The sequence below is a fragment of the Dokdonella sp. genome (genome assembly GCF_039926425.1).
In the GTDB taxonomy this organism is placed as follows: domain Bacteria; phylum Pseudomonadota; class Gammaproteobacteria; order Xanthomonadales; family Rhodanobacteraceae; genus Dokdonella_A.
In genome coordinates, this window is the sequence record NZ_JBDSWZ010000097.1 from 1 (window position 1) to 21,124 (window position 21,124).

The 21,124-nt window shown below is 63.3% G+C and carries 19 protein-coding genes; 17 read left to right on the top strand and 2 right to left on the bottom strand.

Going from position 1 to position 21,124, the window contains the following annotated elements:
* Positions 1-1,462 (bottom strand): 3-hydroxyacyl-CoA dehydrogenase NAD-binding domain-containing protein (locus ABIV12_RS06405; RefSeq protein ID WP_348057421.1); only part of this gene is annotated, 1,462 nt, incomplete at its 3' end.
* Between the two features lie 89 nt (positions 1,463-1,551).
* On the opposite strand from ABIV12_RS06405, the gene ABIV12_RS06410 reads away from it, so the two are divergent.
* From ABIV12_RS06410 to recO, 12 genes are all read left to right on the top strand, one after another.
* Positions 1,552-2,037 carry a hypothetical protein gene (locus ABIV12_RS06410; protein WP_348057423.1) on the top strand — a complete coding sequence of 162 codons (486 nt, stop codon included), beginning with the start codon at positions 1,552-1,554 and terminating at the stop codon, positions 2,035-2,037.
* Positions 2,034-4,643 (top strand): EAL domain-containing protein, encoded by a 2,610-nt coding sequence (locus ABIV12_RS06415; RefSeq protein WP_348057425.1) that lies wholly within the window; start codon positions 2,034-2,036, stop codon positions 4,641-4,643. Before ABIV12_RS06410 ends, ABIV12_RS06415 begins: the two co-directional genes overlap by 4 nt.
* 108 nt (positions 4,644-4,751) lie before the next feature.
* Positions 4,752-5,333 (top strand): RNA polymerase sigma factor RpoE, encoded by a 582-nt coding sequence (gene rpoE, locus ABIV12_RS06420; RefSeq protein WP_348057427.1) that lies wholly within the window; start codon positions 4,752-4,754, stop codon positions 5,331-5,333.
* A gap of 6 nt (positions 5,334-5,339) precedes the next feature.
* Positions 5,340-6,005, top strand: a complete 666-nt coding sequence (locus ABIV12_RS06425) for a sigma-E factor negative regulatory protein (protein WP_348057429.1) — start codon at positions 5,340-5,342, stop codon at positions 6,003-6,005.
* A 32-nt stretch (positions 6,006-6,037) separates the two neighbouring features.
* Positions 6,038-7,075 (top strand): MucB/RseB C-terminal domain-containing protein, encoded by a 1,038-nt coding sequence (locus ABIV12_RS06430; protein ID WP_348057431.1) that lies wholly within the window; start codon positions 6,038-6,040, stop codon positions 7,073-7,075.
* A 146-nt stretch (positions 7,076-7,221) separates the two neighbouring features.
* Positions 7,222-8,667 carry a DegQ family serine endoprotease gene (locus ABIV12_RS06435; RefSeq protein WP_348057433.1) on the top strand — a complete coding sequence of 482 codons (1,446 nt, stop codon included), beginning with the start codon at positions 7,222-7,224 and terminating at the stop codon, positions 8,665-8,667.
* Positions 8,668-8,808: 141 nt separating this feature from the next.
* A complete protein-coding gene (gene lepA, locus ABIV12_RS06440; RefSeq protein ID WP_348057435.1) occupies positions 8,809-10,599 on the top strand; it encodes a translation elongation factor 4 in 1,791 nt (596 codons plus the stop codon).
* Positions 10,600-10,666: 67 nt separating this feature from the next.
* Positions 10,667-11,500, top strand: coding sequence for a signal peptidase I (gene lepB, locus ABIV12_RS06445; protein WP_348057437.1), 834 nt, complete (start codon positions 10,667-10,669; stop codon positions 11,498-11,500).
* Positions 11,501-11,565: 65 nt separating this feature from the next.
* Positions 11,566-11,955: a DUF4845 domain-containing protein gene (locus tag ABIV12_RS06450; protein ID WP_348057439.1), complete on the top strand. Its 390-nt coding sequence runs from the start codon at positions 11,566-11,568 to the stop codon at positions 11,953-11,955.
* Positions 11,945-12,613 carry a ribonuclease III gene (gene rnc, locus ABIV12_RS06455; protein WP_348057441.1) on the top strand — a complete coding sequence of 223 codons (669 nt, stop codon included), beginning with the start codon at positions 11,945-11,947 and terminating at the stop codon, positions 12,611-12,613. The genes ABIV12_RS06450 and rnc overlap by 11 nt, the downstream gene beginning before the upstream one ends.
* Positions 12,603-13,514, top strand: a complete 912-nt coding sequence (era, locus tag ABIV12_RS06460) for a GTPase Era (RefSeq protein WP_348057443.1) — start codon at positions 12,603-12,605, stop codon at positions 13,512-13,514. Before rnc ends, era begins: the two co-directional genes overlap by 11 nt.
* A 66-nt stretch (positions 13,515-13,580) precedes the next feature.
* Positions 13,581-14,300 carry a DNA repair protein RecO gene (gene recO / locus ABIV12_RS06465; protein ID WP_348057445.1) on the top strand — a complete coding sequence of 240 codons (720 nt, stop codon included), beginning with the start codon at positions 13,581-13,583 and terminating at the stop codon, positions 14,298-14,300.
* On the opposite strand, the gene ABIV12_RS06470 is transcribed toward recO, so the two are convergent.
* A complete protein-coding gene (locus ABIV12_RS06470; protein ID WP_348057447.1) occupies positions 14,268-15,059 on the bottom strand; it encodes a response regulator in 792 nt (263 codons plus the stop codon). The genes recO and ABIV12_RS06470 overlap by 33 nt on opposite strands.
* On the opposite strand from ABIV12_RS06470, the gene ABIV12_RS06475 reads away from it, so the two are divergent.
* The 5 genes from ABIV12_RS06475 to nagZ all read left to right on the top strand — a co-directional run.
* Positions 15,059-17,869 carry a hypothetical protein gene (locus ABIV12_RS06475; RefSeq protein ID WP_348057449.1) on the top strand — a complete coding sequence of 937 codons (2,811 nt, stop codon included), beginning with the start codon at positions 15,059-15,061 and terminating at the stop codon, positions 17,867-17,869. The genes ABIV12_RS06470 and ABIV12_RS06475 overlap by 1 nt on opposite strands.
* Positions 17,870-17,892: 23 nt before the next feature.
* Positions 17,893-18,495, top strand: coding sequence for a YdbL family protein (locus ABIV12_RS06480; protein ID WP_348057451.1), 603 nt, complete (start codon positions 17,893-17,895; stop codon positions 18,493-18,495).
* Positions 18,496-18,606: 111 nt separating this feature from the next.
* The gene (gene rlmD, locus ABIV12_RS06485; protein ID WP_348057453.1) at positions 18,607-19,905 is read left to right on the top strand and encodes a 23S rRNA (uracil(1939)-C(5))-methyltransferase RlmD; all 1,299 of its coding nucleotides are present in this window, start codon (positions 18,607-18,609) and stop codon (positions 19,903-19,905) included.
* 9 nt (positions 19,906-19,914) lie between these two features.
* Entirely contained in the window at positions 19,915-20,418 is a 504-nt protein-coding gene (locus tag ABIV12_RS06490) for a CYTH domain-containing protein (protein ID WP_348057455.1), read from the top strand.
* Positions 20,419-20,433: 15 nt separating this feature from the next.
* Positions 20,434-21,124: beta-N-acetylhexosaminidase (gene nagZ / locus ABIV12_RS06495; protein ID WP_348057457.1), on the top strand; the 691-nt coding region annotated here is incomplete at its 3' end.

Here is a 21,124-nt window from a genome sequence, read left to right on the forward strand (position 1 = left end):
ATCCCGGTGATCCGGCGACCGGCACCGGTAGTTTGTCGATCGCCTTGCAGAAAGCCAACGCGCGTTTCTCGATGGCCGGATCGAGCCTGTCCTGCCTTACGATCTCGATCAGCGGCATCAGCGCGACGGGATTGAAGTAATGCAGTCCGAGGAAGTGCGTCGGTCTGGCCACTGCGCCGCGCAGCGTGTCGAGCGGAATGCTCGAGGTGTTGGTGGCAAGCAAGGCATCATCCTTGAGCGTCGGTTCGATGGACTTGTACAGCGTTTCCTTCGCCTCGGCGTTCTCGAAGATTGCTTCGACCACCAGATCGGCGCCGGCGATGGCTGTACCGTCGACGTCGGCCTTCAGGCGCGCAAGTGCAGCCTCGATGCGTTCGGGGGTTTTCAGTTTCCTGGTGAAGAGGGTACGCGCGCGGTCCAGCGCGGGCTGCACCAATTTCATCTCGCGATCCTGCAACGTGACCTCGAATCCGCGCAGCGCGCACCACGCCGCGATGTCGCCGCCCATCACGCCGGCCCCGACGACATGGACGGTCCGGATGCCATGTTCGGCGCCTGACGCGAGCGACTTCAGGCGTTCCTGCAGGAAGAACACGCGGATCAGATTGCGCGCGGTTGGAGTGCCGGCAAGCTTTGCGACGGCGCGCGCTTCCAGTTTCAGGCGCTGCGACAGGCTCGAGCCGCCGCGTCGCCACGTTTCGATCAATGCAAACGGCGCCGGATACTGGTCCTTGCGAACTTTCGCCGACGTCTGCTTCACCAGGATCGGCGCGAGGATCTGCCGCGCGGGCCAGAGGTTTGTCGCCCAGGCTGTTGCGCGTTGCGCGAACGGATGGGAACGCGGGTGGCGGATCAGATCCTTCGCTGCCTCGAGAAGCAGGTCGGGAGCGGTCAGCACATCGACCAGTCCGAGCGCCTTTGCATTTTCTGCCGATGCCGCGCGGCCGGTCAGCATCAACTCCATCGCGGCAGGTGCGCCGATCAGGCGCGGCAGGCGTGCCGAACCGCCCCAGCCAGGGAAGATGCCGAGTTTGACTTCGGGTAGCGCAATGCGCGTCGACGGATCGCGCGACGCGACGCGAAACCGGCAGGCGAGTGCCAGTTCGGTCCCGCCGCCCATGCAAACGCCGTGGATCGCGGCAACCGTGCGACTGGGCAGCTGCGCCAGCCGCTGAAAGATGCGCTGTCCGTTTTCCAGTGCGTCCTGCACCGTTCCGCTCCTCCCGAAACTCTCGAACTCCCGGATGTCGGCACCAACGATGAAACCCGCAGCCTTTCCCGAACGGATTACGATACCCTTCGGCGGTTCGAACGAGAGGCGTTCGACAATCTCGGAGAGTTCGTCCAGAACGGCGCGGCTCAGCGCATTGACCGAGCTTCCAGCGCGATCGAGCGTCAGGATGGCAATGCCGTCGTCACCGAGCACGGGCTGCCAATGCTGGAAGCGCAGACCTTCGAACATGGAGTGGCTCCGGTAAGCAGCAAGGGAACGACTATAATCCCGGCAAGCCGTGCGCCGGGTCAATGCGGCGGTCGGCAGGGGTGCAAGCGATGGAACCGAATGCGGAATTGACGGCAACCCAGAAACTGCTCGACCGCATCGTGTCGTCGCCGCAGCATCTGGTGGCGCTTGAAACCAGCAATGCCGGCGAGATCCTTGCGCAGATGCGGACGCTCGCGATGCGCGGAGGCCCGTCCGTGCATGCCTGGGATCCGGAGTCGGGCATCGCATCGCTGCGCGAACGCGGCCTCAACGTGCCGGGATCCAAGCGACTCACCGATGCGCTGCGCTACATTCTCCAGAGCCTGCATTTTGGCGTTTACCTCTTTGTCGACTTCGCCGGTTCGATCAAACCGGCGGATACGCTGTTGTTGCGGCGCATCTCGCGCCTGCAGACGGCGAACGAGCGCAAGTTGGTGTTTGTCGGACGCAACATCGAGATGCCCGAGGAACTCGAAGGCATGTACGACCCGATGAGTGTGCGGACCGAGCAGTCGCACCAGCTTCGCCTGCGTGACGGGCGCTGGGTGCAATGACCGCGCTCGGTGAAAATCGCGTCGGGGTCCTGATCGTCGCGTCCGATCGCGATGATCGCCGCGAACTGTTCGACATCCTCGATGCGCAGGGCTTCGAGGTCATCTACTCGGCCCGCGATTTCAACCAGGGTCGTGAATTTCTCGACCAGAACCTGCCGCTCGATCTGGCGTTGCTGGAATTCCGCGCCGACGCTCGCGATTCCATTGCGTTCTGTGCCGAGCTGCAGCAGCGCACTGCGACTGCGCATGTTCCGATCATCGGCATTCTCGGTGGAACGCGCGGTGGGTCGATCTGGAGCGGCAAGAACAAACCGCCCGGTGTCGTCGACTGGATCGGTAGTCCGGTCAACGAACACGAGGCGCTGGCGCGCATCAGCTCTTCGCTGGCGATCCAGACGCCAGCGGAGTCACGGACCAGCGCGCCTGCGGCGCCATCCAGTGACGGCTACCAGTTCGTGTTCGACGGCAGTCTCGACGAGCTTGCGGTGGTCGATCCGGCCGATGGTCGCATCGTCGACGTCAACGCGATGTTCGTGCAGCGCTCCGGACATTCGCGCAGCGCGCTGCTTGCCGGCGTGATCGGAGATTTCGATGCGCCGCTCACGGCAGAGCGACGCGCCGAACTCAACCGCAGCCTCGCCACCGACGGACATGCCGAGTGGCGTGGCCGCAAGCTGCACGCGGATGGCAGCGACTACCCGGTCGCGATGCACGTCCGCTCCGCGGTGCAGGGCGGACGGATCGTCCACTTCTATGCATTCCGTGAACTGCGCGAGTTGAACGATCATCAATCGGCGCTGGCTGCGCTGGCACGCCTGACCCGACCTGGCGCGCGCGACGAGGGTTTCAATGTCGCGCTGCATGCGTTGATCGACTGGCTGTCGCTTGATTTTGTCGCGCTGGTCGAAGCCACTCCCGATCAGGACAGCGAGCACCAGCCGCTGGTGGTGTACAACCGCTTCGGCCCACTGGACGAATGGCGCGACCCGCTGCAAGGCCCGGCGCTCAAGCAGGTGCTCGGTGGGACAGAGATCCTGCAGACCTCCAACGCCTGGCGCACCGCAGCGGAGAAGACGCTGGTCCGCGAACGCCGGCTTGAATGCCTGATCGGCCTGCCGATGATGGGCGAGCGGACCACGTGTCTGGGTGCGTTGCTGATCGCTCGCCAGCAGAGCCTGGCCGATGACCACGCGGCGATTGCTGCGCTGCGGGTGATCGCGCATGCGGTCGCGCTCGAACTGGAGCTGCGTCGTACGCGAGAGCAGGGGCGGGCGATCGGCCTGAAGGATCCCCTCACCGGTCTGCCCAACCGGCTGTTGTTCAACGACCGGCTCAACTCCGCGATCCACGAAGCCCATCGCACCAGCGAGATGTTCGCGGTAGTGTTCGTCGACCTCGATCGTTTCAAGAACATCAACGATTCGCTTGGTCATGCCGTCGGCGATCAGGTGCTCGCCGCGGTGGCAAAGCGCTTGCGCGGCAGCGTGCGCGGGTCCGACACCGTGGCACGTTATGCCGGAGACGAATTCACGCTGATCCTCCGTCACATCGTCCAGCGCGACGATGTCTCGCGCATCGCCGAAAAAATCGTGCGTGCAATGGAAGTGCCGCTGCAGCTCACCGGGGGGCTTGAACTCGGCATGACGGCCTCGCTCGGCCTCAGTTTCTATCCCGATGATGCGACGGATGCGGAGCGGTTGCTCAAGCACGCGGATGTCGCGATGTATTCCGCGAAGGGCATGGGGCGCAACAATTTTCAGGCATACGTTGCGGTTCCGGAGGAATCGCATCAACAGCGCCTCGCGCTCGAATCCAAATTGCGCCAGGCGGAGAAGAATGGCGAGCTGCGGGTGTTCTACCAGCCGCAGATCGACGCGATCACCGAGGACATCGTCGGCATGGAGGCGCTGATCCGCTGGGAACATCCTGAACTGGGGATGATCAGCCCGGGGTTCTTCATTCCGCTGGCCGAGGAATCGGGCCTGATCATGCCGATCGGAGAATGGGTGCTGCGCGCCGCCTGCAGGGATACACGACGCTGGCAGTTGCGCTTCGGACTGCCGCTGCGCATCGGCGTGAACCTGTCTCCCCTGCAGCTTCGCCAACCGAACCTCGTGCAATTCGTTGCCGATGTCCTCAAGGAGACCGGGCTCGATCCGAACCTGCTTGACCTCGAGCTGACCGAAAGCATCAGCATGAAATCCATTCCGGGTCTGATCGAAACGCTGCACGGGCTGCGCGCGCTCGGTTGCGGCATCTCGATCGACGATTTCGGCACCGGTCAGTCATCGCTCGACTACATCAAGCGGTTTCCGGCCGACCGCATCAAGATCGACCAGGCCTTCGTGCGCAACATCGGCGTTGATCCGGACGACGAGGCGATCGTGCAGGCGACCATCCTGATGGCGCACAATCTCAACCGCGAAGTCGTGGCCGAAGGCGTCGAGATCGAACAGCACCTCGACTTCCTGCGCCTGCAGGGGTGTGAGGTCTTGCAGGGGTTTCTCTTTTGCCGACCGTTGCCCGTGGCGGGGTTCGAGCATTTGCTTCAGGAGCGCGCCCGCCTGCGCGGAGGCTCACTCGAATCGCCTTCGGCGCAGGCTTGATTTCGCAACTCACGTGCCGCACACCGAAGACCCGGCGTGAACTATTTCAGCAATCCCCGGTCTAGGCTGCATGCCTGAGCAGACCGGCAACAAGGGAGAAATGCCCGGATGGGCGAAAGCGACTTGGATCAGGCGCTGGTTGAGCGTGTCCAGAATGGCGACAGGGGCGCGTTCGACTTGTTGGTCAGGAAATACCAGCACAAGCTGGTCAGTGTCATTTCCCGCTATATCAACGACTGGAGCGAATGCCAGGATGTTGCGCAGGAAGCATTCGTGCGCGCCTACCGGGCGATCGGATCGTTCCGCGGTGACGCCCAGTTCTATACGTGGATCTATCGCATTGCGATCAATACCGCCAAGAACCACCTGGTATCGCAAGGGCGCAGGCCCCCGACTGACGACGTTGTGGTTGAAGATGCCGTGCAGTTCGATGGCGCGAGTCGGCTGCACGATTCCGCGACGCCCGAACGCGAACTCATGCGTCAGGAAATTGAACGAACCGTGTTCGCCACGGTCGAAGCATTGCCCGAGGAGCTGAAGGTCGCGATCACGCTGCGTGAGGTGGACGGCCTGAGCTACGAGGAGATTGCGGAAACCATGAACTGCCCGATCGGTACGGTCAGGTCCCGGATATTCCGCGCCCGCGAGGCAATCGATGAACAATTGCGCCCGCTGCTGTCGGAGAAATAAGGTCCCATGAACGAGCACATCCACGAGCAGATTTCCGCGCTGATGGACGGCCAGCTGGAACGCGACGAGACGCGCTTCCTGCTCAAGCGTCTGCCGGCCGACCACGCGCTCGCCGCGCGCTGGTCGCGTTATCACGTCGCGCGCCAGGCGTTGCGTCGTCAGGACATCACGGCAACCGGCGTCAGTTTTGCCGAGGGCGTCATGGCTCGGCTTGACGCCGATCAACCTGCGCTGCATGCGCCCGGCGTCAGCCGCTGGATGCGCTGGAGCGCTGGCGGTGCAATCGCCGCATCGGTTGCGGTGGCAGCCCTGGTGGTCACCCGCCCTGTCGGTGACGTGTCGCCCGCTGCTGGTGGGGCATCGACACGCACGATGGTCCAGCAGGGAGCGCCGATTCCGGTGGCGACGGTAGCCGCGTCGACCAGCTATCCGGCTGGGTTCCTGCCGCCGCTGCTGGCACCGAATGCGCCGGTGGATGCGTCCCCCGTGAGCTTTGGTACCGATAGTCTGGAGCCATTGACGGTGGATCCGCGCATGCAGTCGTATCTCATCCGGCATTACCAGGCCGCGGGCGCGGCAGGACAGTCCGGTCTGGTGCCCTACGTTCTGATCGGCAGTCAGCAGCGCGATGCGGCGGTAAAGCCCGCTGAAGCCACCAGCCGGAATCGCTGATCGGCGTACGCCCGCTGGTGTTCCGAAAAAACATGACTGTGCGGTCCCGGCGCTTTGGGTTGTTCGAAGGCCGCATCGGGGTCCGTCTCGATTGGACGCCGTTTTCCTTGCGGTCTGTTCAATGGGTCGGCCTGCTTCTCTTCGTGTTTGTCCACGCGCCGACGGCGCTGGCGCAGCAGAAGAATCCGCGCCAGCTGCTCGACGCGATGAGCAAGGCCGTCGTTGCGCTGGACTATGCGGGTTCATTCGTCTACGAACACAACGGACAACTCGATGCCCTTCGTCTGTTTCATTCGGCGGGCAGCGGCGGTCGCGAGCGGCTCGTCAGCATGAGTGGTCTGCGCAGCGAGATCGTGCGTGCCGGCGATTCGATGACGTGCCTGCAGAGTGGCCTGCCAACGCAGCTGCTGCAGGTACGCCGCGGTACCAGCCTGCTGCCGCTGCTTCCCGGATCAGGACGTGCGTTTCCCGCGGATTACTACGCGGTGAGTGAGGCAGGCAGCGACCGGGTCGCTGGCTATCCTGCGCGCATTCTCGAGGTTTCGGCGCGCGATGCATTCCGTTACGGCTACCGGCTGTGGCTCGATGAAGAGAGTCATCTGCCCCTTCGTTCGGCGCAGCTGGACGGCGAGCAACGCACGCTCGCACAGTACATGTTCGTTTCGCTGGAGATCGGCGGGAAACCGAAGGAAAGCGACCTGACGATCGGTGGCGAAACCGGCCTTGCTGCGCACGTCGCGGAGACGCCGCTGGAGGACCCATTGCGTTGGGAGGTCAAGGATCTGCCGCCGGGATTCGTTTTCAGCGGGGCACAGCGACCGACGAACGGGCCATCGACTGCCGAGCATCATCTGTACACCGATGGTGTCGCAAGCGTCTCGTTGTATGTCGAACCCCGAGACAGGAGCGCCTCGGCGATTGCCGACCGTGCGATGGCGCGTGGGGCGATGCACGTCTATTCCCGCGATGTCGATGTCTGGCGCATCACCGCAATGGGCGAGGTGCCGGCGGCCACCGTCGAGCGCATCGCGCAATCGACCGCGTCCAGGTCAGACCCTGTCCAGCACTGAAGGGCGGATGAAGACCCTCGAAACATGCGTCGCCGATTTTTGAACTTTGGCGCGCGGCGCTCGTCCAAACGCCGGTCTGGTCCGTTCACGGCAGTGCGCCGTGTGTGAGCGACCCTTTTGCCACTGAAGACGAAGAGGATCAATCGATGAGGAATACAAAAGGCGGTGTGGTGTACCGCTGGATGATGGTGCCGGTGCTGTTGCTGGCGTTGGTCATGCAGGCGAATTCGGCAGACTTGCCGGACTTCACCGGGTTGGTCGAGAAGTACGGGCCCGCCGTCGTCAATGTGCAAGCCACCGGCAGCAGTGAAGCGCAAGGCAATCCGCAGGGCCAGGACCCGAACGACCAGCAGGACGTGCCGGAGATCTTTCGCAGATTTTTCGGCCCGATGCCGCAGCCCCACGGTGGCGGAGGCAATCGTGTGTCGATGGGCTCCGGTTTCGTCATTTCGGCTGATGGCTACGTGTTGACCAACAATCACGTGGTCGACGGTGCGGAACGGGTCACGGTGCGCTTGTCCGATCGGCGCGAGCTCGATGCGAAGGTGGTCGGGACTGACGCGCAGTACGACATCGCGCTTCTGAAGATCGAGGCAAGCGATCTTCCGGTCGTCAGTCTTGGCGACTCGAAGAGCGTCAAGTCGGGCCAGTGGGTCGTCGCGATCGGCTCGCCCTTCGGGTTCGACCACTCGGTCACGGCCGGGATCGTCAGCGCGGTCGGGCGCAATTTCGGTGGCGCCGATCAGCAATACGTGCCGTTCATCCAGACTGACGTCCCGATCAATCGCGGCAACTCCGGCGGTCCGTTGTTCAACCTCGCGGGGCAGGTGGTCGGCATCAATTCGCAGATCTTCTCCAATACCGGCGGTTTCATGGGCGTGTCGTTCGCCATTCCAATCGACATCGCGATGAGCGCGGTCGATCAGATCAAGACCACAGGCCGCGTCAGTCGCGGCATGATCGGCGTACAGATCCAGAATGTGGATCGCGAGAACGCAAAGGCTCTAGGACTCCCGCGAATCGGCGGAGCGCTGGTGAACCGGATCACTCCGGGAAGTTCGGCGGACAAGTCGGGCGTGAAGCTCGGTGATGTCATTCTGGGCTTCGGCGGCCATGAGATCGTCAGCTCGGCAGACCTTCCGCCGTTGGTCGGATCGAGCAGGCCGGGGAGCAAGGCGGACCTCAGCGTCTGGCGCGATGGCAAGACGCTGACCATTCCGGTGACCGTCGGTGAGTTGCCGGCAGACAGCAAAGCCTTGGCGAGCGCTCCACGCGGTGGTGCGCCCGTCATTGCCGCCAACAGCCTCGGAATCGTGGTGGAGGAACTGACACCCCAGCAGCGCAAGGAAGCGGGCATCGATGGCGACACTGGTGTCGTCGTGACGAAGATCACCGGCGCCGCCGCGCGTCGAGCGGCGATCCAGCCGGGCGATGTGATCCTGATGATCGGTCGCAAGCCCGTGACGACGGCGGCTGACTTCAATGCCGGCGTCAACGCAGTGAAGCCGGGCGACTCGGTGATGGTGCTGGTTCGCCGCGACGATCAGACCCAGTTTCTTGCCGTGACCGTGCCAAAAGCGAAATCCGAATAAGCGAACCGGTGTGCGAAGCGGCCGTCGTCCCGTGGGCGACGGTCGTTCCACATGCGCTCCGCGATGCAACGCGCGTATTGGCCCGGCGCCGGGGATTTTCTGCGATAATCACCGGCTTATGTCCGCTGTCCTGCGCCCCCGATGCTGCATATCCGCAACTTTTCGATCATCGCCCATGTCGACCACGGCAAGTCCACGCTTGCCGATCGCATCATCCAGATCTGCGGGGGTCTGACTGCACGCGAGATGGAAGCGCAGGTGCTCGACAACAATCCGATCGAGCGCGAACGCGGCATCACGATCAAGGCGCAGTCGGTCTCCCTTCCGTATACCGCGAAGGATGGCGTCACCTACCAGCTCAACTTCATCGATACGCCGGGCCATGTCGACTTCAGCTATGAAGTCAGCCGCTCGCTCGCGGCGTGCGAAGGCGCGCTGCTCGTCGTCGACGCGGCACAAGGTGTCGAAGCGCAATCGGTCGCCAACTGCTACACCGCGGTCGAGATGGGCCTCGAAGTGGTTCCGGTCATCAACAAGATCGATCTGCCGACCGCCGACGTCGACAAGGTGAAGGAGGAGATCGAGGCCGTCATCGGCATCGATGCAACCGACGCGGTCGCGATCAGCGCCAAGACCGGCCTCAACGTGGTCGACGTTCTCGAAGCGATCGTCGCGCGCATTCCTCCGCCGACACCGCGCGGTTCGGACAAGCTGCAGGCGTTGATCATCGATTCCTGGTTCGACAATTATCTCGGCGTCGTGTCACTCGTGCGCGTGATGCAGGGCGAAATCAAGCCGCGCGACAAGCTACTGGTGATGTCGACAGGTCGGACGCACGAAGTCGACCAGGTTGGCGTCTTCACGCCGAAGCGCAGCCCGCGTCCGCGCCTCGGTCCTGGCGAGGTCGGCTGGATCAACGCGTCGATCAAAGATGTGCACGGAGCACCGGTCGGCGACACGTTGACGCTGGCCGGCAATCCCGCAGCCGGCCCGCTGCCCGGATTCCAGAAGATGCAGCCGCGCGTCTTCGCCGGACTGTTCCCGGTCGAGGCGGATGCGTATCCCGCACTGCGCGAGGCGCTCGAAAAACTGCGCCTCAACGACGCAGCGCTCGCGTTCGAGCCGGAGAGTTCCGAAGCGATGGGATTCGGTTTCCGTTGCGGCTTTCTCGGCCTCTTGCACATGGAGATCATCCAGGAGCGTCTCGAGCGCGAGTACGATCTCAACCTGATCACCACCGCGCCGACGGTCATCTACGAGATCCTCAAGACCGACGGCAGCGTGGTCACGCTGGACAATCCGGCCAAGCTTCCGGCGAGTCAATACATCGAGGAGGTGCGCGAGCCGATCATCGTCGCGAACATTCTCACGCCGCCCGAACACATCGGCAACGTCATCAAGCTGTGCGAGGAGAAGCGCGGCGTGCAGCGGTCGATCAACTACATGGCGAGCCAGGTGCAGATCAGCTACGAGCTTCCGCTGGCGGAGGTGGTGCTGGATTTCTTCGACAAGCTGAAGTCGGTCTCGCGCGGTTATGCGTCGATGGACTACCACTTCGAACGCTTCCAGGTCGGTCCACTCGTTCGCGTCGATGTTCTGATCAACGGTGATCGCGTCGATGCCCTGAGCCTGATCCTGCATCGCACGAGTGCCGACCGTCGTGGCCGGGATCTCGTCGAGAAGATGAAGGAGCTGATTCCGCGCCAGCAGTTCGACGTGGCAATCCAGGCGGCGATCGGTTCGCAGATCATCGCTCGGTCAAGCGTCAAGGCGCTGCGCAAGAACGTGCTCGCCAAGTGCTACGGCGGCGACGTCTCGCGCAAGAGAAAACTTCTGGAAAAGCAGAAGGAAGGCAAGAAGCGCATGAAACAGGTCGGCAGTGTCGAGATTCCGCAGGAAGCATTCCTTGCGGTCTTGCAGATGGACAAGTAGTCCACGTCCACGTGACAGCGAAGCGTCCGGCTCCGGCGCTTCGTTCCAGAATCAGAAGGGATCGTTCATGGATTTCGATTTCGCATTGCTGCTGGTCGTTCTGACCGCCGTCGCCGGGGTGATCTGGCTCATCGACAGCCTCGCGCTGGCGCCGGCGAGGAAGCGCCGCGCACAGGCGCTGGAGGAGATGACCGCACTGTCCCAGGAGGAGCGCAACGCGCGTGCGCGCCATGCACTGCAGGAACCCATTCCGGTCGAGTATGCCCGTTCGTTCTTCCCGGTATTGCTGGTGATCCTGCTGTTCCGGTCGTTCGTCGCCGAACCGTTCAAGATTCCGTCGGGTTCGATGATGCCGACCTTGCTGGTCGGCGATTTCATTCTCGTGAACAAGTTCGCGTACGGATTTCGCCTTCCGGTGCTGAATACGAAGATCCTCAGCGTCGGCGAGCCCGAACGTGGTGATGTGTTCGTGTTCCGCTACCCGGAAAATCCGAAGGAGGACTACATCAAACGCGTGATCGGCCTCCCCGGTGACGAAATCACGTACCGCAACAAGACCTTGTTCGTCAACGGCACGGAAGTGGCCGAAACAGCGCTCGGTCCTTATGCGGGTCCGATCGAGCCGGGTCGGCGGATGGACGGCGCGCAGCTGAAGCAGGAGAATCTGGGCGGCGTGCAACATCGCATACTGGAAATGCCGCAGGTGTGGGTCGGGCACGAGGGAACGTGGAAAGTGCCGGAGGGGCACTATTTCGCGATGGGAGACAATCGGGACAACAGCGCCGACAGTCGCTTCTGGGGCTTCGTGCCTGAAGCGAATCTGGTGGGCAGGGCGTTCCTGATCTGGATGAACTTTGATGGGGGCGTTGATTTCAGTCGCATCGGGACGATAATCAGGTAGTTCCGCCCAAATCGGCGCGTGGCCGTCGGCAGTGAACCAATTTGGCAACCAGGGGAAATGGGCGAATGAAAATGCATCGCAAGACCAAGGGCATCACGCTGATCGGGTTCGCGATCCTGTTGTGCGTTGTCGGATTCTTCGCTTATCTGGCGATGCGCCTCGTACCCATGTACATCGAATACTTCGGCGTTGTGAAGGCGATGAACCAGGTACGGACGGACGGTGGAGCCGCGTCCAAGACGCTCGATCAGATCCGTCGGGATCTGCATTTCAAGTTCGATACGGAGTATGTGGACAACGATGCCGTGCCGCCTTCGGCGATCACCCTGAAGCGCGAGGCGGGTGCCGCCACGCTTCGCATTGCCTATGAGAAGCGTGTCCCGTTCGTCTACAACCTCGATATCGTCGGGTCGTTCGACAAGTCGATCAATCTGACTGGTCCAGGTGGCGATTGACGGGCTGCTCGGGCACTCGTTCGCGAGTGCGGCTTTGCTCGACCAGGCACTGACGCATCGAAGCGCCAGTCATCTCAACAACGAGCGACTCGAATTCCTCGGCGATGCGCTGCTCAACCTGTTCGTCGCTGAACTGGTCTACGAACACCATCCACGTGCCGACGAAGGTGAAATGACCCGACTTCGTGCGGCACTCGTCAACGGCGGCGCACTGGCAGAAATCGCGCGGGCTCATGACATCGGGGATCGCCTGCATCTCGGTGGCGGTGAGTTGAAGAGCGGTGGCTTCCGCCGTGATTCAATCCTGGCTGACGCCTTCGAGGCAGTGATTGCGGCCATCTATGCCGATGCAGGTTGGGCCGCATGTCGCGACGTCGTGCGGCGCCTGTTCGTGGATCAGGTCAGCGCGGGTGCACACACGCCCAAGGATGCCAAGACCCAGTTGCAGGAATTGCTTCAGGGCAGGAATTTCGCACTTCCGGCGTATGAACTCATGGTCGTTTCGGGCGAGGAGCACGCGCGCCGGTTTGATGTGCGTTGCTACGTCGAAACACTCCATATCGAGGCGACGGGAAGCGGCAGCAGTCGCCGCGCCGCGGAACAGCTCGCTGCCGAGCAGGTACTGGTCGAACTGAAGGCAAAATTCAATGGACGTTGAAACGATCTCCCCTTCGACGCACCGCTTCGGTCGCGTTGCGCTGATCGGCCGGCCGAATGTGGGCAAATCGACGCTGCTCAACGCGTTGCTCGGTACCAAGCTGAGCATCGTTACACCGAAGCCCCAGACGACGCGGCATCGAATCCTCGGCATCGTCACGCACGCCGATTCGCAAATCGCGTTCATCGACACACCCGGACTTCACCAAGGCGGAAAGCGCGCCCTCAACCGTCAGCTCAATCGCATCGCCCGCCAGGTGCCGGACGAGGCCGACGTGCTGGTCCACGTCATCGATGGCATCCGCTGGCGCGACGAAGATGAAGATGTCTGGAAGCTCATCGCTGCACAGTCCTCTCCCTGTCTGCTGGTGGTGAACAAGGTCGACAAGCTCCCGGACAAGACGACGCTGCTGCCGTTCGCCGCACAGGTGACGCAGGAACGACCATACAAGTCGGTCCATTTCATCGTTGCGCGACGCGGCGACGGGGTTCGTGCACTGCTGGACGAACTGGTCGGCTTGATGCCGCACGGCGATGCAGAGTACGGGGAAGACGAATTCACCGATCGCAGCGAGCGCTTTCTCGTGGCCGAGATGATTCGCGAGCAACTCATGCTGCAACTTGCCGAAGAATTGCCGTACGCCACCGCGGTCGAAATCGAGCGGTTCGAGGACGAGCCTGGTCTCACGCGGATCGGCGCGGTCATCTGGGTCGAACGCGACGGCCAGAAGGGCATCGTGATCGGCGCCGGTGGCGGTCAGCTGAAGAAGATCGGAAGCTCGGCGCGACGTGCGATGGAGACGGTGCTGGATCGACGCGTCTTCCTCGAATTGTTCGTCCGTGTCCGCGAATCGTGGAGCGACGATGCGGCTGCGCTGAGACAATTCGGCTATTCGGAGTAACCCTGCGCGCCGGAATGGCGTCGGGACTTCCTTGTCGCGACGCATCTCTCACGACGCTCTCCAACGATGAAGCGCTTTGAAGGTCAGCCCGCCTTTCTCCTTCATGCACGTGCATATCGTGAAACCTCGCTGTTGCTGGACGCATTCACGCGCGAACATGGACTCGTCGGCATGGTCGCCCGCGGCGTGCGGCGCGAGCGCAGTCGTCTTCCGCGTGGGCTCCTGCAGCCGTTGCAGCCGCTTCTGATCGGATGGGTTTCCCGCGGTGATCTGGGGACGCTGACGGGCGCCGAGGCGGCGAGCGCACCGATCTCCCTGTCTGGCGATGTGCTGCTTGCCGCCATGTATGTCAACGAACTGGTCCTGCGCATCATGGGTCGCAACGATCCGCATGCCGAGTCCTTTGCCGCCTATGCGCTGTGCCTGTCGCGACTTGCGGAAGGGCTCGACATGGGCTGGACACTGCGCCGCTTCGAACGTGATCTGCTCGCCGACCTGGGTTATGCGCTTGCGTTGACGCAGACAGCATCCGGCCATGCGATCGAACCGGAACGCACCTACGGCTACGATCCCGGCGAAGGGGCCGGCGCGTGGAATGAGCGCTCGCCGTTTGCGCGCGTCGAAGGCGCCGCGTTGCTCGGACTCGATCGCGACCAGCGGCCGTCGGACGCGCATCTGGTGCAATTGAGGCGTCTGATCCGTGCCACCATCCGTCATCTGATCGGCGGCGACCTCAATACCTGGGCGCTGTCGTCAAAGCGCCCGCTGACCGACGATCGCCGCTGACGCCGCGTGAACAAGGCGCTCGCGCAGAGCCTGGCAGGTCGCGAGGAAGCGGGCGATTTCCGCGTCCGGCCATCCCGGCGCCAGTGCGCTGCGCAGCCGCGCTCCCGCGCTGACAAGTGCGGGCACACCACAGAATCCAGCCGATGCGTCGAGTCGATGCAAGCGGTCGAGCAACGCCGGCGTGTCCCGACGCGCACCGATGGCAGCAAGCTCAGCGGGCAGTTGCTCCAGTTCGATGACAAGCAATGCGCGCAATGCTGCAGCGATGACGCGATCGCCACCGGCAGCCGTGAGTGATTGATGGTCGTCCAGCATCATGTCCGCGTCGCGCCACGGATCGCTGGGCACGATGTGACGCCGAAGCGCGACCCTCACGGCGTCAACGCCGATCGGCTTCACGAGGACGTCGGCAAATCCCGCGGCAAGCAAGGTGCCGCGCGTGGTGGAGGCGTTGTCCGCCGTGGTGGCCAGCGCGGTGGCATTGCGTGACGGGCCGCATTCCGCACGCACACGGTTGAGCACGTCGATGCCGCCCATCACCGGCATGCGCGCGTCGAGCAGCAGCAGATCGAATGCGCTCCCCGCTGCGACTTCCAGCGCCTGGCCTCCGTCGCTGCACTCGACGACGTCGAGATCCAGCGGCGCCAGCACGTCGCGAAAGAACGCGAGAGTGAGCGGATTGTCATCGGCAACCAGCAGACGCGGCTTCGCCATCACCCGCAGCATTCCAACGGCAAGGGCTGGCAGAATGGTGGGCAATGCCTCCTTCGTCAACGCCGCTGTGCTTCAAGATCTGCCTCGCGTGGCTGCTGGCGTGGTGCTGCGCTGCTGCGCAAGCCCGCTCGCTGTCATTGGCGGCCGAACGCCTGCACGATCCACATGTCGACGCGACGGGATTGAGCATCGAACTCGCCGAAACCAGCGCCAACGGAACGCTGCGGATCCGTGTGTCTCGCCTGGACATTCCCGCGCTCGCATTGGCAGGACGTGTCGACTGGGAATGTTCGCTTGAACGCAGGGTGGACGGCACGCGCCGTTGCGCCGGACGCGTGATGTTCAGTTCGGAGGCGAACACCACTCGGGATGCCCAGCTGACGGCGACGCTCGATGGCGAGCACCTCGAGATCCTGTTTGCACGCGACGATCGGGAGGCGCGCGTGACCCTTCCTTTTTCGAACACTGCGACGTCGGCTGTCCAGCTCAAAGGGATTCCTGCGGACTGGCTAAAGGCGCCCATCGCCCGCGTCTGGACGGGTGGAGAGTTTCGAGGCGGAGTCATTGATCTTGACGCCGGGATCGACAGCGACGGAAGCCTGAGCGCGCGGTACACCGCGACTGGCCTGTCAATCAATTCGACCGACGGCGCCGCTGCGGGGGAAGGGATGAATGTCACGGGTCGATTTGCGTGGACGAAGGATGGAACCGCGTCGCATGCGCGAGTCGATGCGACGTTCACGGGCGGATCCCTGCTGATGGGTGCCGTGCATATGCGCTTGCCCGACACCGCGATCGAGATCGGTGTCGATGCGACGCTCCGTGATGACGGCCTGTGGAGCGTCGATCGATTCGCGTGGAACGACCCCGGCACGCTCGTGTTCGAAGCGTCTGCTTTAGTGGCGCCTGCTGAGACGGCGCCGTTGCGGTCGCTCGGCATGCGCGTCGATCTCGCACGGTTTCCTGCTGCCAGCGGTCGTTATGTCACACCCATCCTTGAAGGAAGCGGGCTGGCGCAGATTGCCTTGCGTGGCGATCTTGCCGGCAGGTTTTCGTTTGATGGACCTTCTCTTGGCGAATTGTCGCTTTCCACCTCGAGTCTCGATGTCGAGGACGCGCGTACCGGCATCGCGGTCAAGGGGTTGCACGGCGCCATCGACTGGGCTGCGGTTGGCAATCGTCCCGAGCAGATGCTCGGGTGGGGGTCGGCAACGATCGGTGGCGTGACACTATCGGCCGCGACCACACGATGGGCTGCGAAGCAGGGTGCCTTGCGATCGCAAGGTGCACTTCGCGTGAAGATGCTCGGGGGCGCAGCGACGCTCACCCGTATCGTCGTCAGTCCGCTGTCGAATCAGCCAGAACGGCTTCGCAGTGATTTTTCACTGCGCGGCGTCGGTTACGACAGCGCAGACGGCCGCATCGCAGCGTCGGGTGTCAATGTTGACGGTCATCTGAGCGTCGCCAGCGATGCGCAAGGTCTGCGGCTCCAGTCGGACTCGCGTTTTCGCGGCGGTGAATTTCTCGCAGATCCTGTCTATGTGAAGCTTCCCGACACGCCGGTGAGCGCATCGATCGATGCGCGTGGCTCTGCGGGCGTCTGGCACGTCGAGCGCTTTGACTGGGCCGATCCAGGCACGCTCGAATTTCGCGCAAGTGCTGACATTGCACCTGGCGATGGGAAGCCGCTTCGCACATTCCGCGTCGATCTTCAGAACGCAATGCTGAAGCCCGCTGTCGATCGCTACGCACAAGCGTGGCTCACATCGCGCGGCTACGCCGATCTGCACGCCAGCGGATCGCTGACGGGCAGCATCGTGTTCGACCAAGGCCGGCTGCAGCATGTCGCAGTGGCGGCGCACGCTGTAGATCTGCGCGATGCCGCAGGTCGTTTCACGCTTGCAGACATCGATGGCGGAATCGATTGGGACGCGCTCGGCGACGCACCCGCAACGACACTGGCGTGGCGTTCGCTGGAGTTCTATCGCGTGCCGTTCGGAGCAATGAGTGCATCGCTGCAATCGCGCGAGGGGCGCGTTCTTCTCACGGCGCCAGTGGATATCGGTGTGCTCGGAGGCAAGGTGCGAATCGAGAAGTTGAGTCTGCAGCCCGACTCGCCCCGTGGCGAACGCTACGCGGGTTCGTTCGCGATCGGCTCGATCGACATGACGCAATTGTCGAGCGCACTCGGCTGGCCGAAGTTCCCCGGGAATCTCTCCGGAGGCATTCCGGAAATCGAGTTCGTCGGCGACCGCATCGAATTGCACGGCGGCCTCGATCTGTATGTCTTCGACGGTCACCTCGGCATCAGCGGAATGAGTCTGGAACATCCGTTCGGCGAGCTGCCGGCGTTGGCCGCCGACGTGCACTTCGAAAACTTCGACCTGCAGCAGCTGACCAGTGCGTTTTCGTTCGGTGGAATGAGCGGACGCCTCGCCGGCACCATCGACCGGCTGAGCCTGCTGAACTGGAGTCCGGTCGCATTCGACGCGTGGATGCGCACCGCGGGCGGCGGGCGCATGAGCTACAAGGCGATCAGCGACGTGACTGCGGTCGCCGGCGGTGGTGGTCTGTCGGACAACGTGCAGACTCTCGCGCTGAAACTCGTGAACACGTTCAGCTATGGCCGGCTCGGACTTCGCTGTCGCCTGGCGAACAACGTCTGCACGATGGGCGGGATCGACCCGGTTCCGGCCGATCGCAGCGAGAAGACTGCGGGAGACGACTACACTATCGTCGAGGGCGCCGGTTTGCCGCGCATCTCGATTGTCGGTCATCGACGTCGCGTCGACTGGCCGACTCTCGTGCGTCGCCTCGATGCGGCAGTGCAGGGACAGACGCCGGTGATCCAGTGACATTCTCCCGAACAGGAAACGCCATGCGTACGCTCGTGATTGGATCCCTCCTTGCGGTTGCTGCGCTGCTGCCTGTGGCGTGCGTGACGATCATCGTCAATTTCCCGGAAGCCGCGGTGTCCAATGCTGCCGGTGAGTTCGTGGACAAAGTGATCGGCGATGGCGCGCCAGCGCAGTCGCCTCCGCCGCAACCGCCCGAGAATCCGCCGCCGGGGAAGCCAGCCGGCGCGATGCTGCTCGACCTGCTCGTCACCAGCGCTCATGCGCAAGGGGCGAACATCAACATCACATCACCGCAGATTTCCGCGATCCAGGCGCGCATGACCCAGCGCTTCGGCGCGACGCTCGTCAAATACTGTGCAAGCGGAGCCGTCGGCTTCACGCGCGACGGGTTGCTCGCCGTTCGCGATGCCGCCAGCCTGCCGCTGGCGGAGCGGTCGGCCGCAAACGCAGCAGTTGCGGACGAGAATCGCGATCGACAATCGGTCTACCACGAGATCGCGCTTGCGAACGGTCACGCCGAGTGGGAAGGGCAGATCCGCGAAGCGTTCGCGAAGCAATGGATTCAGCATGCGAAGCCCGGCTGGTACTATCAGGATGCCAGCGGTGCCTGGAAACAGAAATGATGCGGTGATGGCAGGGCCGCAACCCAACCGTGCCGCGCTGTCCTTTTCCTCCCGCAATCCCCCCGACTTTCCAGCGCCCGCCGTGTTCCGGTGGGCGCTTCATTTCAAACCATGCAGATCCTCGAAGTAGACATCACCGATTTCACCCACGATGGCCGTGGCGTTGCACGGGTCGACGGCAAGGCAGTGTTCGTCGCCGGCGCATTGCCGGGTGAACGCGCGCGCATCCGCGTGACCAAGCGCAGTCGCAGCTTCGACGAGGCCAAGGTCGAGGAGTTGCTGACGCGCTCGCCCGATCGCGTCGATCCGAAATGCATCCACTTCGGCACCTGCAGCGGCTGCAGCCTGCAGCACATGGCGCCGGCAGAACAGATCAAGGCGAAACAGCGGGTGCTGGCCGACAATTTCGAACGCATCGGCAAGGTCGAGCCCGCACGCTGGCTCGAACCGCTCACCGACGAAGCGTGGGGGTACCGGCGCAAAGGCCGGTTGTCGGTGAAGTGGGTCGAGAAGAAGGGAAAAGTGCTCGTCGGCTTCCGGGAGGACAACCCGCGGTTCGTCGCGGATTTGTCGATCTGCCACACGTTGTTGCCACAAGTCGGTGGGCGTCTTGTGGCACTCGGCGAACTGGTCGGCTCGCTGGACGCCAAGGCGTCGATTGCGCAGATCGAAATCGCTGCGGGCGACGACGCGGTGGCGTTGACGTTCCGCAACCTGCAGCCGCTGTCCGACAGCGATCGTGATGCACTGATCGGGTTCGGGAAGGCGCACGAGCTGGCGATCCTGCTGCAGCCCGGTGGCCCCGACAGCGTGACGCCATTGTGGCCGACCGACGTGGCACTCTCGTTCCGCATTGCGGAATCGGACATCGATATTGCATTCCGACCGCTCGACTTCATCCAGGTCAATGCGGGAATGAACCAGCGCATGATCGCCCGCACACTCGACCTGCTCGAGCTCCATCCCGGGGATTCCGTGCTGGACCTGTTCTGTGGCCTTGGAAATTTCACGTTGCCGATCGCGCGCAACGCCGGGTCGGTCACCGGCGTCGAGGGCGAGGCTGCGCTGGTTGCGCGCTCGCGCGAGAACGCGACGCGCAACGGCATTGCGAACGCCGAGTTCTTCGCGGCCGACCTGGCGGTTGATCAACGGGCGACACCGTGGGCGTTGAAGCGCTACGACAAACTGCTGCTCGATCCGCCGCGTTCCGGGGCCGCTGCGGTGCTCGAATATCTGCCGAGAAAGGGCACCGATCGCATCGTCTATGTGTCGTGCCATCCCGGGTCGCTTGCCCGCGACGCGGGAACGCTGGTCAATCAGCATGGGTTCCGCATTGCGGCTGCCGGCGTGATGGACATGTTCCCGCATACGGCGCACGTCGAATCGATTGCGTTGTTCGAGCGCACGTAGGATTCGCGAATGGCGATTGAAATCGAGCGCAAGTTCCTCCTCGATGGTGACGCCTGGCGCGCGCAGGTGTCACGCAGCGAAACGATGGTGCAGGGTTACCTGGCAGGTCCGCCCGCTGCACGCTGTTCGGTTCGCGTCCGCATTGCCGGCGAGCAGGCATTCCTGAACATCAAGTCGATTGCCAGTGGCATCACGCGCGACGAGTATGAATACGTCATCCCGTTGGCCGACGCGCAACGGCAGCTCGATACCCTGGCCGGGGACATCGTCCAGAAGAAGCGCCACTACGTCGGGATGGACGGACTCGTGTTTGAAATCGACGAATTCGGCGGCGCCAATGCCGGATTGATCGTTGCGGAAATCGAGCTCGGTCATGTCGATGCACCCTTTCCCCGCCCGGCGTGGCTGGGTCGCGAAGTGAGCAGTCTCGCGCGCTATTACAATCTCCATCTCGCAGCGCATCCGTACTCGCAGTGGAGCGACGCGGAACGTGCCGCAAGCGATGCTCCCTGACGACGTGACGACACCATGCTGATCATCGGAATTCCCGGCAAGATCCTTGGCGACGCTGAGCAGGCGTGGCTCGCCGCTCCGCAGGTCAGTGGCGTGATCCTCTTCTCGCGCAATTTCGAGGACCGCGATCAGGTGACCGCATTGATCGACGATATCCGCCTGGCGCGACCCGACCCGTTTCTCGTGTGCGTCGATCAGGAGGGCGGGCCTGTGCAGCGTTTCCGCACCGGCTTCACGCGGCTTCCAGCGCTGTCGCGGCTTGGCGCGCTGTACGCAGTCGACCGCGATGCGGCGATTCGACGGACTGAAGAGCACGCGTGGGTGATGGCCAGCGAGATGCGCGCGATCGGCATCGACCTGAGCTTCGCGCCGGTGGTCGACCTCGCGCGTGGCAACCGGGCGATTGGCGAACGTGCATTCGACGCCGATCCGAATGTGTGCTCGGAACTCGCCCAGGCCTATCTCCGCGGCATGCGCCTGGCCGGCATGGCGGCAACGATCAAACATTTTCCCGGGCATGGCTCGGTGGCCGAAGACACACACTTCGATCCTGCGATCGATCCACGCTCGCTTGACGAACTGCGGTCGACTGACCTGGTGCCGTTCGCCGACGCGATCGCCAGTGGCGCGGAAGCAGTCATGATGGCGCATGTGACCTATCCCGACGTCGACTCACGCCCCGCGGGTTATTCGCGGATCTGGGTGG